Source organism: Aeromicrobium sp. Leaf245 (genome assembly GCF_942548115.1).
Taxonomy (GTDB): Bacteria; Actinomycetota; Actinomycetes; order Propionibacteriales; family Nocardioidaceae; genus Aeromicrobium.
Genome location: NZ_OW824151.1, coordinates 2,958,171 through 2,972,646, shown reverse-complemented (window position 1 = coordinate 2,972,646; position 14,476 = coordinate 2,958,171). Strand labels below are relative to the sequence as shown.

The following is a 14,476-nucleotide window of genomic DNA, read 5'->3' as shown; positions in this document are numbered from 1 at the left end:
CCTTCAGGGGACACGTGCCGCAGCCGCGTTGGCCACGCGGTCGACCCGTGCCACGTGCTCGGCCCAGTCCATGCCCTCGGGCAGGTTGGTGGAGTCCGGACGTAGGCCCGCGGAGCCGTCGAGACCCTCGCGCAGCACGTCGGCGTGCCCGGCGTGACGGTGGGCCTCGGCGATCATGTGGACCATGGCCTGGTGCAGCGTGACCCGGGCTCGCGGACCGCTCCACCAGGGCACGGTGCCCTCGGCGTCGAGCGCGAGCGCCTGGATCGTGGCGTCGGCATGCGCCCACGCACGGTCGACGTAGGCCAGTGCGTCCTCCAGCGAGACCTCGGACGGGACCACGAAGTCGGCGTGCGGGTCGGCGTCGACGTCGGGCGTCGGCTCGGGGAAGGGCCGGTCGAAGACCACGCCGAAGTACTCGGCCGCACAGACCGCCGTGTGGTGCACGAGACCGAGCAGGCTGAGCCCGGTGGGGGTGAGGCTGCGGCGGGCGTCGAGCTCACCCAGCCCGTCGATCTTGAAGCGCAGGGCGTCGCGCGCCCCGTGGAGGTAGCGGTGCAGGTCGTCCTTGGCGGTCTCGCTCCTGGTGGTGTCGCTTCTGACGGGGTCGCTTCCGATGGGGTCGGGCATGACTCGACCCTGCCACCGTGCGGTGACAGGGTCGAGTCCCCCCGAGATCGGTGGGTGAGTGATCCGTGCCGTCAGTCCCCGGAGCTGAACGCCGCGTCGAACGCCGCGTCCGGCGCGTCGAACAGGTTGCGGCGCACGTACTCCAGCGCCTCCGGCGCCCCGAGCAGACGGTCCATGCCGGCGTCCTCCCACTCCACCGACACCGGACCGTCGTAGCCGATGGTGTTCAGCATGCGGAAGCACGCCTCCCACGGCACGTCGCCGCGACCGGTGGACACGAAGTCCCAGCCGCGTCGCGGGTCGGCCCACGGCAGGTGGGAGCCGAGGATGCCGTTGCGCCCGTTGCCCACCTGCTTCTTCGCGTCCTTGCAGTCCACGTGGTAGATCCGCTCGCGGAAGTCCCACAGGAAGCCGAGCGGGTCGAGGTCCTGCCACACGAAGTGCGACGGGTCCCAGTTGAGCCCGAACGCCGGCCTGTGGTCCACGGCCTCCAGCGCCCGCTGCGTGGTCCAGTAGTCGTAGGCGATCTCGCTGGGGTGCACCTCGTGGGCGAAGCGCACGCCCTCCTCGTCGAACACGTCGAGGATGGGGTTCCAGCGGTCCGCGAAGTCCTGGTAACCCGCGTCGACCATGGCCTGCGTGGCCGGCGGGAACATGGCCACGTACTTCCAGATCGACGAGCCGGTGAAGCCGACCACCGTGTCGACGCCGAGCATCCGGGCCGCACGGGCGGTGTTCTTCATCTCCTCCGCGGCGCGCTGACGCACGCCCTCGGGGTCGCCGTCGCCCCACACGCGCGAGCCGACGATGTCCTGGTGGCGCTGGTCGATCGGGTCGTCGCAGACCGCCTGGCCCTTGAGGTGGTTGGAGATCGCGAAGACCTGGAGACCGTGGCGGTCGAGGATCTCCTTGCGCGTCGCGATGTAGTCCGGGTCCTCCACGGCGGCCCAGGGGTCGAGGTGATCGCCCCAGCAGGCGATCTCCAGACCGTCGTAGCCCCAGCCGGCGGCCAGCTCAGCCACCTGCTCGAAGGGCAGGTCGGCCCACTGGCCGGTGAACAGCGTGATCGGTCGTGCCATCGTCATGCTCCCGTCTTCTGGATGGTGCCGGCTGCGTCGCTGCTGGCCTCGACGGCCGCGAGCACCCGCTGCACGGCGAGCCCGTCGGCGAACGACGGGGCCGGGTCGGTGCCCTCGGCGATGTGGTGCACCAGGTCGACGACCTGGTGGGTGAAGCCGTGCTCGTAGCCGAGCCCGTGGCCCGGGGGCCACCAGGCGGCGACGTAGGGGTGGTCGGCCTCGGTGACGAGGATGCGGCGGAACCCGGCCTCCTCGGCGGGCAGCGTCGCGTCGTGCAGCTCGAGGACGTTCATGTCCTCGAAGTCGAAGGCGATCGACCCGAGCGAGCCGTTGACCTCCAGGCGCAGGGCGTTCTTGCGACCCGTGGCGAACCGGGTCGCCTCGAACACGCCGAGGGCGCCGTCGTCGAAGCGGGCGGTGAACGCGGCGGCGTCGTCGACGGTCACGTCGGCCCGCTCGCCCGAGCCGCCGGTGCCGCCGAGCGTCGCGCGCTCGCCCGCGACCGGACGGCTCGTCACGAAGGTCTCCATCAGGCCGCTGACGGTCGTGATGGCGCTGCCGGTCACGAACTGGGCCATGTCGATGACGTGGGCGCCGATGTCGCCCAGCGCGCCCGACCCGGCCTTGCTCTTGTCCAGACGCCAGCTCATCGGGGCGTCCTCGTCGACCAGCCAGTCCTGGAGGTACTGGCCGCGCACGTGCCGGATGGTGCCGAGGCGCCCCGACGCGACGATGCGCTGCGCCAGCGAGACCGCGGGGACCCTCCGGTACGTGAAGCCCACCATGGCGCGAACGCCCCGGGCCGACGCGGCTGCCGCGGCCTCGGCCATCGCCTCGGCCTCCTCGACGGTGTTGGCCAGCGGCTTCTCGCACAGGACGTGCTTGCCGGCCTCGAGGGCGGCGATCGCGATCTCCGCGTGCGTGTCGCCCGGCGTGCAGATGTCGATGACGTCGATGTCGTCGCGCTCCAGGAGCCGACGCCAGTCGGTCTCGACGGACTCCCAGCCGAAACGGTCGGCCACGGCGCCTGCGGCGTCGGCGTCACGTCCGCAGATCGCGGCCAGGCGGGGTCGTCGGGGGAGGTCGAAGAAGGCCGGGGCGGTGCGCCAGGCCTGCGAGTGCGCGGCGCCCATGAAGGCGTACCCCACCATCGCGACACCGAGCTCATCCTTGGGCTCGTTCGTGGGCTCCTTCGTGGGCCCGTTCGTCGTCTCGCTCATGTGTGTCCTCGTCGTGAAGGGAGGCCCGCCCGCACCGCATGGAGTCGGCGCGGGCGGGCCCGGGTGGTGGGGCTCAGGACTCGAAGGCGGAGTCCATGTACTCGTCCACGTTGTCCTTCGTGACGACCGGAGCGGCCAGCTGCACCTTGCGCGGAACCTGCACCTCGGCGAGGTCGGACATCGACTTCCCCTGCGCGATCAGACGCGCCAGCTTGATGCCGTCGGCGGCCTGCGTCGACGGGTAGATGACCGTCGCCTTGAGCACCGTGTTGTCAGCCTTGATGTCGCGCATGACGTTGGCCGAGCCGGCGCCACCGATCATGACGAACTCGTCGCGGTTGGCGTTCTTGATCGCGGCGAGCACGCCGACACCCTGGTCGTCGTCGTGGTTCCAGAGGTAGTCGATCTTCGGGGCGGCCTGGAGCAGGTTCGAGGCCACGCGCTCGCCGGACTCGACCGTGAACTCGGCGGCGACGCGGTTCTCGACCTCGAGACCGCACTTCTTCAGGGCGTCGGAGAAGCCCTTCGAGCGCTCCTGCGTCAGGGGCAGGGAGTCGATGCCCGCGATCTCCGCGACGACCTTGTCCTCGTCGCCCGCGGCCTGCTCGCACACGTAGGTGCCGGCCGAGACGCCCATGCCGTAGTTGTCGCCGAGCACCGTGGTGCGGGCGGCGAAGGGCGAGTCGAACTCGCGGTCGACGTTGATGACCGGGATGCCGGCCTCCATCGCCTTGAGCGCGACCGGCGTCATGGCGGCGCCGTCGAACGGCAGCAGCACGATCGCGTCGACCTTGTCGTTGATGAAGGTCTCCACCTGCGAGATCTGCAGGCCGACCTCGTTCGTGCCCTCGGCGACCTTGAGGTCGACGTCGTCGTACTGCTCGGCCTGGGCCTTCGCCGAGCTCGTGATCGCACCCATCCAGCCGTGGTCGGCCGCAGGGGCGGAGAAGCCGATGGTGACGGTGTCACCGGACTTGTCGTTGTCGGTGTTGCTCTTGCTGGCTCCGGTGGAGCCGGAGTCGTCGGAGCTGTTGGTGCAGGCGCCGAGGACGAGCGTGGCGGCAGCGAGGGCGCCGAAGGCGGCGACCGTGCGGCGGCGGGGGCGGATCGTGGTCATGACACTCCTGGGTGGGGGTTATGTGGTGGTGCGGTTCGCGATCCGCTGCTGCAGGAGCACAGCGATCACGATGATCACGCCCTTGGCGACGGCCTGGGCCGAGATCGACAGGTTGTTGAGCGTGAAGACATTGGTGAGGACGGTGAAGATCAGGACGCCGAAGAGCGTCCCGGTCACGGTCCCGCGGCCGCCGCTGAGCAGCGTGCCGCCGATCACGACGGCGGCGATGGCGTCGAGCTCGTAGAGCTGTCCGTGCGTCGACGTGCCGGTGGTGGTGCGCGACATGAGCATCACGGCGGCGATGCCGCACGTGGTGCCGAGCAGGGCGTAGAGGTAGACGGTGTGACGCTGGACCTTGATGCCGGCCAGGCGCGCTGCCTCGGGGTTGCCGCCGACCGCGAAGGTCCGTCGGCCGAAGGTCGTGCGGTTCAGCAGGAACCACCCGCCGGCCGCCACCACGACGAAGATCACGACGATGAAGGGGATGCCGAGCGGCTCGGAGCCGAAGAGGTCGGTGAAGCCCTGGTTCCGGATGATCTGGGTCTTGCGGTCGGAGATGATCTCCGCGAGGCCCCGGGCCGCGGCGAGCATCGCCAGGGTGGCGATGAAGGGCACGATGCGGCCGTACGCGACCAGCAGCCCGTTGACCGCGCCGCAGGCGGCACCCACCACCACGGCGGCGAAGACCATCGCGACCCAGCCGATGTCGTCGGCCATGGCCTGCGTGCCGGTGGTGGTGGCCCACACCGAGGAGAGCGCCACGATCGCGCCCACGGAGAGGTCGATGCCGCCGCCGGTGATGACGAACGTCATCCCGATGGAGACGACGCCGATGACGGACGCGGCGCGCAGCACGGTGAGCATGTTGTCGACGCTCGCGAAGCGCTCGCCCGACGTCGCGACGCCGATGATGCACAGCAGCAGGAGCGCGACGACGAGGCCGAGGTTGCGGCCGAGGCCGGAGCCCCCGGACATCGACCGGCGGGAGGGGGCCGGGACCGAGAGGGCCGGGTCCTTCCCGCTGTCGTGGGCGGTGCTGCCTGAGGGATCGGGGGTGACGGTCACGCGACGTCGCCTCTCTGGTCGGTCGTGGTCGGATGGTCCGCACCGTGCTCGTGCACGGCGAGGATGCGTTCGAGGACGCCGGACGCGTCGATCGCGTCGGCGGGGGAGTGGTGGACGACGCGGCCGTCGGCCAGGACGAGCACGCGGTGCGACAGACCGATCACCTCGTCGAGGTCGCTCGAGACCACGACGACGGCGACACCCTCGTCGGCGAGCGTGCGCACGAGCGCGTAGATCTCGGCCCGCGCGCCGACGTCGACGCCGCGGGTGGGCTCGTCGAGCAGCAGCACCTTGCAGCCGCGCAGCAGCCAGCGGGCCAGGACGACCTTCTGCTGGTTCCCGCCCGACAGCGTGCGCACGACGCGGGTGGGGGCGTCGGGGCGGACGTCGACCGAGCGCGTGGCGGCGTGGGCGGCGGCGAGCTCCTCGCCCTCGGTGCTGACGCCGAGCCGCGCGAAGCGACCGAGGCTCGCGAGCGAGACGTTGCGGTAGACGAGGTCGTCGAGCACCAGACCCTGCGACTTGCGCTCCTCCGGGCACAGGCCGATTCCGGCGCGGACCGCCGCCGGCACGGAGCCGTTCCGCAGGTCGGTGCCGTCGACGGTCACGGTGCCCCGGTGGGCGCGTCGGGCGCCGAAGACGGTCTCGAGGATCTCGCTGCGACCCGCGCCGACCAGGCCGGCGATCCCGACGACCTCGCCGGGCCGCACGTCGAAGCTGACGTCCTCGAACTCGCCCGTGCGGGTGAGCCCCTCGACGCGCAGCAGCGGCTCGGTGCCGGTGACGACGGGGCGCTCGGGGAAGACGGAGGAGACCTCGCGGCCGGTCATGAGGGTGATGAGCTCGGACGTGGGCGTGTCCTTCGCCGACAGGTCACCGGCCACGGTGCGCCCATCCTTGAGGACGGTGAGCCGGTCGCCGATGCGCCGGATCTCCTCGAGGCGGTGGGAGATGTAGATGATGGCCGTCCCGGCCGCGCGCAGGTCCTCGACGACGCGGAAGAGGCCGTCGACCTCGTCGGGGTCGAGCACGGCGGACGGCTCGTCCATGACGATCACCTGGGCGTCGCGCGAGAGCGCACGGGCCATGGAGACGATCTGCTTGCCGGCGGCCGAGAGGCTGCCCACCTCGCGACCGGGTCGGATCTCCGCGTGGCCGAGGCGCTCGAGAAGGGCGCGGGCGGCCCGGTTCGCCTCGACGGTGCGGGTGACGCCGCCGCGGGACATCTCGTGGCCGAGGAAGATGTTGTCGGCGACGCTCAGGCCGTCGACGAGGTCGAGCTCCTGGTAGATGGTGGCGATGCCGGTGTCGAGCGCGGCCTGCGGGCCCGCGAACGTCACCTCCTCGCCGCGCCAGGTGATGGTGCCGGCGTCCACGCCGTGCGCGCCGGCGAGCACCTTGATGAGCGTCGACTTGCCCGCACCGTTCTGGCCCAGGAGGCAGTGCACCTCGCCGGCGCGCACGACGAGGTCGACGCCGTCGAGCGCCCGGACTCCGGGGAACTCCTTGACGATCCCGCGCATCTCGAGCAGGGGCGGTGCCTGGGGGGTGGGCATGGCTGTGACCCTAGTCACCTCTTTTGTTGCTCGTCAAGCAAAAGTCTGATTGTGTTCGACTTATCTGCTGAGCAGGGCCGACAGAAGGGGTGTGGGAGACTCATGGTCATGACGTCGTCGTCGCTGCCGACCACGCTGGTCGGCGTCGGCGATCTCTTCCAGCACCTGCGAGACGGGCAGGCCTGGACGCGGGCCGAGCTCAGCCAGCGGTCGGCGCTGGGGCGGGCTCCCGTCACGGCGCGGGTCGACGCGATGCTGGCCGTCGGCCTCCTGCGCCCGACCGGCGAGACCGTCTCGACCGGCGGTCGGCCGCCCACCCGGTTCCGCTTCCACGGCGAGGCGCGCGTCGTCCTGGCGGTCGACCTCGGTGCCTCGCACGCGAGCGTCGCCCTGCTCGACCTCGCCGGCGAGGTCCTCGTCGAGCGGACGGTTCCGTGCGACATCGCGGACGGCCCCACCGTCGTGCTGGACCGGGTCACCTCGATCGGGCTCGAGCTGCTCGCCGACCGCGGTCGCCCGGTGTCCGACGTCGCCGGCGTCGGGATCGGTCTGCCCGGTCCGGTCGAGCACGCCGTCGGTCGACCGGTGAGTCCGCCGATCATGCCCGGCTGGCACGACTTCGACGTCCCCGGGCACCTCGGTCGCACGTTCTCCGGTCCGGTCCTCGTGGACAACGACGTGAACCTGATGGCGCTCGGCGAGCACGTGCGCGGCCACCGCGGCGAGCACCTGCTGCTCGTCAAGGTCGCCACCGGCATCGGAGCGGGCATCGTGTCCGACGGCCAGCTGCTGCGCGGCGCCCTCGGGTCGGCGGGTGACCTCGGGCACGTGCGGGTCTCCGACGCGGCCGACGCTCACTGCCGCTGCGGCAACACCGGCTGCCTCGAGGCCGTGGCCGCCGGGCCCGCCGTGGCGGCACGCCTGCGGGAGCAGGGTCTGTCCGTCGAGACGTCCCAGGACATCGTCGACGCGGTCAACCGCGGCGACGTGGTGGCGCTCAACGCCGTGCGCGACGCCGGCCGCAGCCTCGGCGAGGTGCTGGCCACCTGCGTCAACCTGCTCAACCCGTCGGTGATCGTCATCGGCGGCAAGCTGTCGGAGGCGGGGGAGTACCTGCTCGCAGGCGTCCGCGAGGTCGTCTACGAGCGGTCGCTCCCGCTCGCCACCAACCACCTGCGCATCGTCGCCACCACCGTCGGCAGCCTCGGGGGCGTCATCGGTGCCGGCGCCATGGTGATCGACGAGGTGCTGTCGCCGGCCGCCGTCGACGCCTTCGTCGCGCAGGGCGCGTCCCAGCGCACGGCCTGAGCGATCCCGTCGGGACCCTCGGCCGTCCTCGCCGCGCGCCCTGCCTAGTCGTCGTCGCGGCGACGACGGTTGAGCCCCGGCACCTTCTCGAGCATCGCCGCCAGGTCGGTGGCGGTGTCCAGCAGGGCGTGGATGTCGGGTCCCACGTTCCGCATGTCCTCGAGGATCGGCACGATGTCGGCCTCGAGCTTGTCGACGAGCATCGGCAGGTGGTCGATGAGCCCGACCAGCGCCTCGATCTCCTCGGGCGACGTCGTCTCGGAGATCCGCTGCAGCGTGGGCATCAGGTTCTTCGCGATCGGCGCGAGGTCGTCGAGCACCGGCCCGAACGTCTCGACCATGGCCTGGGCGCGGTCCAGCGTCGGCTGCACGCTGGCCACCGTGCCGGCGGTCCGCACCACCACGGCGTCCGCCGCGACCCGGGTGGCGTCGATGTCGTCGACCAGGCGATGCGCCCGCCGCACCAGGTCCTCGGCCGCGTCGAGCAGGCCGAGCGCGCGTGGCAGCGCCGACGTCGCCGCGTCGACGAGCTCGGGCAGGCGGCGAGGATCGGGCAGACGAGGCAGCATCTGGTCACCGTACCCACGGCGGGCGAGTCTGCACGGTGACGTGGAGCGACCTGCCTAGACTCGACGGGTGATTCGCTTCGACAAGGTCACCAAGACCTACCCGGGCCAGAAGCGTCCTGCCCTGGACGCCGTCGACCTGGAGATCGAGAAGGGGGAGTTCGTCTTCCTCGTCGGGTCCTCGGGGTCGGGCAAGTCCACCTTCCTGCGGCTCGTCCTCCGCGAGGCCCGGCCCACCACCGGCCGGGTGCACGTGGCGGGCAAGGAGATCAACAAGCTCTCCAGCTGGAAGGTGCCCAAGCTGCGCCGCCAGGTCGGCACCGTGTTCCAGGACTTCCGCCTCCTGCCGAACAAGACGGTCCACGAGAACGTGGCCTTCGCGCTGCAGGTCATCGGCAAGCACCGCTCCGAGATCGACACGCTCGTGCCCGAGACCCTCGAGATGGTCGGCCTGGAGGGCAAGGGGCACCGCATGCCTGACGAGCTCTCCGGTGGTGAGCAGCAGCGCGTGGCCATCGCCCGGGCGTTCGTGAACCGACCGATGATCCTCATCGCCGACGAGCCCACCGGCAACCTCGACCCCACCACCAGCGTCGGCATCATGAAGCTGCTCGACCGCATCAACCGCACCGACACCACTGTCGTCATGGCCACCCACGACTCCTCGATCGTCGACCAGATGCGCAAGCGCGTCATCGAGCTCGACGAGGGGCGCGTCGTGCGCGACGAGGCCCGCGGCATCTACGGCTACCAGTCCTGAGGCGATCACCGTGCGCACCATCATGAGCGAGCTCCGCGCGAGCCTGTCCCGCAACACGTCCATGACGATCTCCTTGATCGTCACCATGACCGTCTCGCTGCTGCTGGCCGCCCTCGGCCTGCTGCTGCAGAGCCAGGCCGACCGCACCGAGCAGTTCTACGGCGACAAGCTGCAGGTGCAGGTCAACCTGTGCACCGACAACTCCACCGCGCCGACGTGCGTGGGCGGGGCGGCCACCGACGAGCAGACCGCGGCGGTCCAGGAGGCGCTCTCCACGAACCCCGAGGTCAAGTCCTACGACGTGCGCTCCCCGCAGGAGAACTACGACAAGGCACGTGAGCTGCTCGGCCAGACCGACAGCGGCAAGGCCCAGCTCGAGACGGTCGAGCCGGCCGACTTCCCGGAGTCCTACTTCGTCACGCTCAACGACCCGCAGGAGTTCGACGGCCTCGTCAGCCAGGTCTCGGGCATGGACGGCGTCGGCAACGTGCAGTCGCTCAAGAAGCTGCTCGGGCCGCTGTTCGAGATCCTCGACAAGATGCGCTGGGCCGCCCTCGCCACGTCGCTCCTGCTCATCGTCGCGGCCATCCTCCAGGTCTCCAACACCATCCGCATGACCGCCTACGCGCGACGCCGCGAGATCGGCATCATGCGCCTGGTCGGAGCGTCCAGCTGGCACATCCAGCTGCCGTTCGTGCTGGAGTCGATGCTGGCCGCGGTGCTGTCGGCGGCCCTGGCGGCCGCCGGGCTGGCGGCCTTCATGTGGTTCGTCGTCTACGGCTACCTGCGCACCACGCTGGGCGAGCTGACGACCTGGATCCGATGGCAGGAGGCCGCCGCCGTCATGGGCTACACGACGGTCCTGGCCCTGCTGCTCGCGCTGGTCCCGACCCTCGTGATGACGCGGAAGTACCTTGACGTCTGAGCACCATGGCTTAGAGTCACACCAGTAACACCCGCACCATCCGCCTCATCGAGAGATGGCCGGCGGCCTGCCTCGCACGATTCCTTCCCCAACGTCGAGGTCCCATGTCTGTGCCCACGTCCCGCGATCCTCGACCCGCGGCCCGTCGTCATGCCCCCCGCCGCCACCTGCTCGGGCGTCATGTGGTCAGGGCCGTGGTCGCGGCCCTCGCGGCGAGCCTGATCGTCGTCGGCTTCACGAACCCCGTCCTGGCCGACAAGAAGGACGACCTCGAGCGGCAGAAGAAGGGCGTCAGCGGCAAGATCGACGGCGCCCAGAAGGCCCTCGACTCCTCCAGCGCGGCCTACAACAAGGCCGCCGCCGCTCTCGAGGCGGCGCAGTCGAAGCTGACCTCGGCACGCGCCACGCTCGGTGAGACCCGCGGTCAGCTGGCGGTCTCCCAGGCCGAGGACACGCGGATGCAGGCCGAGCTCGACCGCAGCGAGGCGGCGCTCGACAAGGCCGTCGCCGCCCTGAAGAAGGGCGAGAAGCGGCTCAAGAAGTCCGAGGAGTCCGTCGCCGCCTTCACCGTGGAGACCGTGCAGGACGGCGACCGCGGCATGCGCGCCTTCGGCGAGCTGCTGGGCGGCGAGAGCCCCACCACGTTCACCGACCGGATGAGCCTCAACGCCTCCGTGGGCGACGCGCAGGTCTCGCGCATGCAGAAGCTCGCGGCCGCCAAGGTGATGCTGCGACTCAACCGCGACAAGGTCGAGGAGCTGCGCGACCAGGTGGCCGTGGCCCGCAAGGCCGCCGCCGCCAACCTGCAGAAGATGACCGAGCTCGAGGCGGCCGCCGAGGCGCAGGCCGCCGAGGTCGGCGAGCTTGTCGACGCCCGCGCGAGTGCCAGCACCGCCGCGAAGGCCGCACGGGCCGAGGACGCCAAGCTCCTGGCCGCGTACGAGGCCGAGCGCAACCGTCTGCAGTCCCAGCTGGAGGAGCTCGCCCGGCGCGAGCTCGAGAAGGCCAACAAGGGCGGCAAGGGCGGCGGCACCAGTGGAGGCGTCTCCGGAGGCGACAAGGGTGGTGCGCTCTCCTACCCCGTGAGCGGGCCGGTCACCTCGCCCTACGGCATGCGCGTGCACCCCGTCACGGGCGTGTACAAGCTGCACGACGGCACGGACTTCGGCGTCGGCTGTGGCACGCCGATTCGTGCGGCCGCCAGCGGCACGATCATCCAGCAGTACTACAACGCCGGGTACGGCAACCGCGTGATCCTCGCCAACGGCGTCAAGCGCGGCAAGAGCATCGTGACGACCTACAACCACCTGTCGCGGTTCGCCCGCGGCAGCGGTGCGAAGGTCTCGCGTGGCGAGGTCATCGGCTACGTCGGCAGCACCGGCTACTCCACGGGGTGCCACCTGCACTTCATGGTGCTGGCGAACGGCGGCACGACCAACCCGATGAGCTGGCTCTGACGAGGACGTCGGGTCCGACCCCCTAGGATGGGTCGGTGGCCAAGGAGACCGGGCGCAAGCTCATCGCGCAGAACAAGAAGGCGCGCCACGACTACCACATCGAGGACACCTACGAGGCCGGACTGGTCCTCACGGGGACCGAGGTGAAGTCGTTGCGTGCCGGTCGCGCGTCCCTGGTCGACGGCTTCGGCGAGATCGCGAACGGCGAGGCCTGGCTGATCCAGGTCCACATCCCGGAGTACAGCCAGGGCACGTGGACCAACCACGAGACCCGGCGTCGCCGCAAGATGCTGCTCAACCGCCAGGAGATCGACAAGATCGAGCAGCGCATCCAGGCCAAGGGCCTGACGATCGTGCCGCTCGCCCTGTACTTCCTCGACGGTCGCGCGAAGGTCGAGATCGCGCTGGCCCGAGGCAAGAAGCAGTACGACAAGCGGCACGCGATCGCCGAGCGGCAGGCGAAGGCCGACGCCCAGCGCGAGATCGGACGCAAGATCAAGGGCATCCGGTAGTGACGCTGTCCGACGCCGACCTCCCGGGGTTGGCCGACGACCTCGGGCTGCCGGGCCTGTTCGACGTGCACGTGCACTTCATGCACCCGAAGGTGCTCGCCAAGGTGTGGGCCTACTTCGACGCCGCGGGCCCCCTGCTCGGTCGTGCGTGGCCGATCGCGTACCGGGGGAGCGACGAGGAACGCGTCGAGCAGCTGCGTGCGATGGGCGTCAAGCACTTCTCCGCCCTGTCGTACGCGCACCGGCCCGGTGTCGCGACCTTCATGAACGAGTGGACGCTGGGCTTCGCCGACCGTGTGCCCGAGGCGTTGCGCTCGGCCACCTTCTACCCCGAGGTCGAGGCGGCGTCCTACGTGCCGGGGCTCGTCGAGGGTGGGGTCGAGGTCTTCAAGGCCCACCTGCAGGTCGGCGACTTCGCCGCCGACGACCCGCTCCTCGACCCCGTGTGGGGCACGCTCGCCGAGAGCGGCACCCCCGTGGTGCTGCACGCCGGTTCCGGGCCCGCCCCGGGCACCCACACCGGGCCCGACGGACTGGCCCGGGTGCTGGACCGCTTCCCGGGCCTGCGGATCATCGTGGCGCACCTCGGCATGCCCGAGTACGCGGCGTTCCTAGACCTCGCCGACGCCCACCCCGACGTCCGCCTCGACGTGACGATGGCGCTCGTGGACTTCTGGGACGGCCCGCCACCGGTCGACGTCGCGCCCAGGCTCGCGGACCTGGGTGACCGGATCCTGCTGGGCACCGACTTCCCGAACATCCCGTACCCCTACGCCCACCAGGTCGAGGTGCTCCAGCGGCTCGACCTCGGCGAGGACTGGTTGCGGCGGGTGCTCTGGCGCAACGGCGCCGAGCTGTTCGGGTACACCTCGTGAGGCTCGACTCCGCCGCGGGACGGTGGCTCGTCGCTGCGATGGTCCTCGGCACGGGGATGGCGTTCCTCGACGGCTCCATCGTCAACCTGGCCCTGCCCGCGATCGACGGGGACCTCGACGCGGGCGTGGCGGGTCTGCAGTGGACGGTCAACGCCTACACGCTCACCCTGGCCGCCCTCATCCTCGTCGGTGGCTCGCTCGGCGACCGGTGGGGCCGACGTCGGGTCTTCCTCGTCGGCGTCGTGTGGTTCGCCGTGGCGTCCTTGGCCTGCGCGCTCGCGCCGACGATCGAGGTGCTCGTGGCGGCTCGGGGGCTGCAGGGGGTCGGCGGGGCCCTGCTGACGCCGGGGAGCCTCGCGATCATCTCGGCCTCGATCCACCCCGACGACCGGGGCCGCGCCATCGGCCTCTGGTCGGGCCTGGCCGGCGTCACGACGGCGCTCGGCCCGCTCGTCGGCGGCACGCTCGTCGACGCCGTGGGTTGGCGATCGGTCTTCTGGATCAACCTGCCCCTGGCCGCTGTGGTCGTCTGGGTCACGTGGCGGCACGTCCCGGAGTCGACGGGTGCGCAGGAGCGGCTCGACGTCGAGGGCTCGCTGCTGACGGTCGGCACCCTGGCCTTCCTGACCTACGGACTGGTCCAGCAGGAGTGGGCGCCGAGCCTCGCGGGCCTGGCCCTGCTGGTCGCCTTCGTGGTGCACCAGTGGCGCGCTCCGCACGCGCTCGTGCCGCTGTCGTTGTTCGCCGACCGCGTGTTCACGGCGGCGAACATCTGCACCTTCGCCATCTACGGCGCGCTCAGCGGGTCCATGTTCCTGCTGGTGCTGCAGCTGCAGTACGTGGCCGGGTACTCCCCGCTCGAGGCCGGCCTGGCGACGCTGCCCCTGACCGTGCTCATGCTGCTGTTCTCCTCGCGGGCGGGTGCCCTGGGCCAGCGCATCGGACCCCGTGTCCCGATGACCGTGGGGCCGCTGCTGTCGGCGGCGGGCCTGCTGCTGTACCTGCGCATCGGTGCCGATGCGAGCTTCTGGCTCGACGTGCTCCCCGGAGCGGTGCTCATGGGGCTCGGCCTCACCCTGCTGGTGGCGCCGCTCACCACGGCGGTGCTCGCTGCCGCACCGGACGACCAGGCCGGCATCGCCTCGGGCATCAACAACGCGGTCTCGCGGACGGCAGGCCTCCTCGCGGTGGCCGCGATCCCGCCGCTCGCGGGCATCGCGGGGCCGGACTTCGCCTCGCCCGACGTCTTCGGGCCGGGCTTCCGCGTCGGCACCTGGATCTGCGTCGGGCTGCTCGTGGTGGCTGCAGGCTGCGCCGCTGCCCTGGTGCACGGACGCTCGGCCGACCCGGACCGCGCCCCGACCTCCGCGTAGCCGCCCGCCGAGCGTGACGATCGGGTGAACGTC

Annotated in this window: 14 protein-coding genes; 7 read left to right on the top strand and 7 right to left on the bottom strand. The window is 71.1% G+C overall.

The window, feature by feature from the left end:
- Positions 1–3 precede the first annotated feature (3 nt).
- The 6 genes from NBW76_RS14605 to NBW76_RS14580 form a co-directional block, all read right to left on the bottom strand.
- Positions 4–630: a DinB family protein gene (locus NBW76_RS14605; protein ID WP_056552274.1), complete on the bottom strand. Its 627-nt coding sequence runs from the start codon at positions 628–630 to the stop codon at positions 4–6.
- Between the two features lie 71 nt (positions 631–701).
- The gene (locus tag NBW76_RS14600) at positions 702–1,709 is read right to left on the bottom strand and encodes a sugar phosphate isomerase/epimerase (RefSeq protein ID WP_056552273.1); all 1,008 of its coding nucleotides are present in this window, start codon (positions 1,707–1,709) and stop codon (positions 702–704) included.
- 2 nt (positions 1,710–1,711) lie between these two features.
- Positions 1,712–2,929, bottom strand: a complete 1,218-nt coding sequence (locus tag NBW76_RS14595) for a Gfo/Idh/MocA family protein (RefSeq protein WP_056552268.1) — start codon at positions 2,927–2,929, stop codon at positions 1,712–1,714.
- A gap of 73 nt (positions 2,930–3,002) precedes the next feature.
- Complete coding sequence (locus NBW76_RS14590; protein ID WP_055968809.1) at positions 3,003–4,046, bottom strand: substrate-binding domain-containing protein; 1,044 nt, start codon at positions 4,044–4,046, stop codon at positions 3,003–3,005.
- 18 nt (positions 4,047–4,064) lie between these two features.
- Positions 4,065–5,111: an ABC transporter permease gene (locus tag NBW76_RS14585; protein WP_055968807.1), complete on the bottom strand. Its 1,047-nt coding sequence runs from the start codon at positions 5,109–5,111 to the stop codon at positions 4,065–4,067.
- Positions 5,108–6,667 carry a sugar ABC transporter ATP-binding protein gene (locus NBW76_RS14580; RefSeq protein WP_056552265.1) on the bottom strand — a complete coding sequence of 520 codons (1,560 nt, stop codon included), beginning with the start codon at positions 6,665–6,667 and terminating at the stop codon, positions 5,108–5,110. The genes NBW76_RS14585 and NBW76_RS14580 overlap by 4 nt, the downstream gene beginning before the upstream one ends.
- A gap of 108 nt (positions 6,668–6,775) precedes the next feature.
- Between NBW76_RS14580 and NBW76_RS14575 the strand changes: the two genes are divergently transcribed.
- Entirely contained in the window at positions 6,776–7,975 is a 1,200-nt protein-coding gene (locus tag NBW76_RS14575) for an ROK family protein (RefSeq protein ID WP_056552944.1), read from the top strand.
- 44 nt (positions 7,976–8,019) lie between these two features.
- Here NBW76_RS14575 and NBW76_RS14570 read toward each other — a convergent pair whose 3' ends face one another.
- Positions 8,020–8,544, bottom strand: coding sequence for a hypothetical protein (locus NBW76_RS14570; RefSeq protein ID WP_055968803.1), 525 nt, complete (start codon positions 8,542–8,544; stop codon positions 8,020–8,022).
- A gap of 67 nt (positions 8,545–8,611) precedes the next feature.
- Here NBW76_RS14570 and ftsE point away from each other — a divergent pair, with 67 nt between their 5' ends.
- The 6 genes from ftsE to NBW76_RS14540 all read left to right on the top strand — a co-directional run bounded on the left by ftsE (position 8,612) and on the right by NBW76_RS14540 (position 14,443).
- The gene (gene ftsE / locus NBW76_RS14565; RefSeq protein ID WP_056552262.1) at positions 8,612–9,301 is read left to right on the top strand and encodes a cell division ATP-binding protein FtsE; all 690 of its coding nucleotides are present in this window, start codon (positions 8,612–8,614) and stop codon (positions 9,299–9,301) included.
- A 10-nt stretch (positions 9,302–9,311) separates the two neighbouring features.
- Positions 9,312–10,226, top strand: a complete 915-nt coding sequence (gene ftsX, locus NBW76_RS14560) for a permease-like cell division protein FtsX (RefSeq protein WP_055968800.1) — start codon at positions 9,312–9,314, stop codon at positions 10,224–10,226.
- A gap of 194 nt (positions 10,227–10,420) precedes the next feature.
- The gene (locus NBW76_RS14555; RefSeq protein ID WP_055968798.1) at positions 10,421–11,683 is read left to right on the top strand and encodes a M23 family metallopeptidase; all 1,263 of its coding nucleotides are present in this window, start codon (positions 10,421–10,423) and stop codon (positions 11,681–11,683) included.
- 35 nt (positions 11,684–11,718) lie between these two features.
- Positions 11,719–12,195 carry an SsrA-binding protein SmpB gene (gene smpB / locus NBW76_RS14550; protein WP_055968797.1) on the top strand — a complete coding sequence of 159 codons (477 nt, stop codon included), beginning with the start codon at positions 11,719–11,721 and terminating at the stop codon, positions 12,193–12,195.
- Entirely contained in the window at positions 12,195–13,070 is an 876-nt protein-coding gene (locus NBW76_RS14545) for an amidohydrolase family protein (RefSeq protein WP_056552259.1), read from the top strand. The genes smpB and NBW76_RS14545 overlap by 1 nt, the downstream gene beginning before the upstream one ends.
- Positions 13,067–14,443, top strand: a complete 1,377-nt coding sequence (locus NBW76_RS14540; RefSeq protein WP_235492856.1) for an MFS transporter — start codon at positions 13,067–13,069, stop codon at positions 14,441–14,443. Before NBW76_RS14545 ends, NBW76_RS14540 begins: the two co-directional genes overlap by 4 nt.
- Positions 14,444–14,476: the final 33 nt, after the last annotated feature.

Bases quoted from the DNA above. Each gene is read 5' to 3' on its own strand.
- NBW76_RS14590 (WP_055968809.1), bottom strand. From the start codon at position 4,046: ATGACCACGATCCGCCCCCGCCGCCGCACGGTCGCCGCCTTCGGCGCC.
- NBW76_RS14570 (WP_055968803.1), bottom strand. From the start codon at position 8,544: ATGCTGCCTCGTCTGCCCGATCCTCGCCGCCTGCCCGAGCTCGTCGAC.
- NBW76_RS14605 (WP_056552274.1), bottom strand. From the start codon at position 630: ATGCCCGACCCCATCGGAAGCGACCCCGTCAGAAGCGACACCACCAGG.
- NBW76_RS14575 (WP_056552944.1), top strand. From the start codon at position 6,776: ATGACGTCGTCGTCGCTGCCGACCACGCTGGTCGGCGTCGGCGATCTC.
- NBW76_RS14580 (WP_056552265.1), bottom strand. From the start codon at position 6,667: ATGCCCACCCCCCAGGCACCGCCCCTGCTCGAGATGCGCGGGATCGTC.
- NBW76_RS14595 (WP_056552268.1), bottom strand. From the start codon at position 2,929: ATGAGCGAGACGACGAACGGGCCCACGAAGGAGCCCACGAACGAGCCC.
- NBW76_RS14600 (WP_056552273.1), bottom strand. From the start codon at position 1,709: ATGGCACGACCGATCACGCTGTTCACCGGCCAGTGGGCCGACCTGCCC.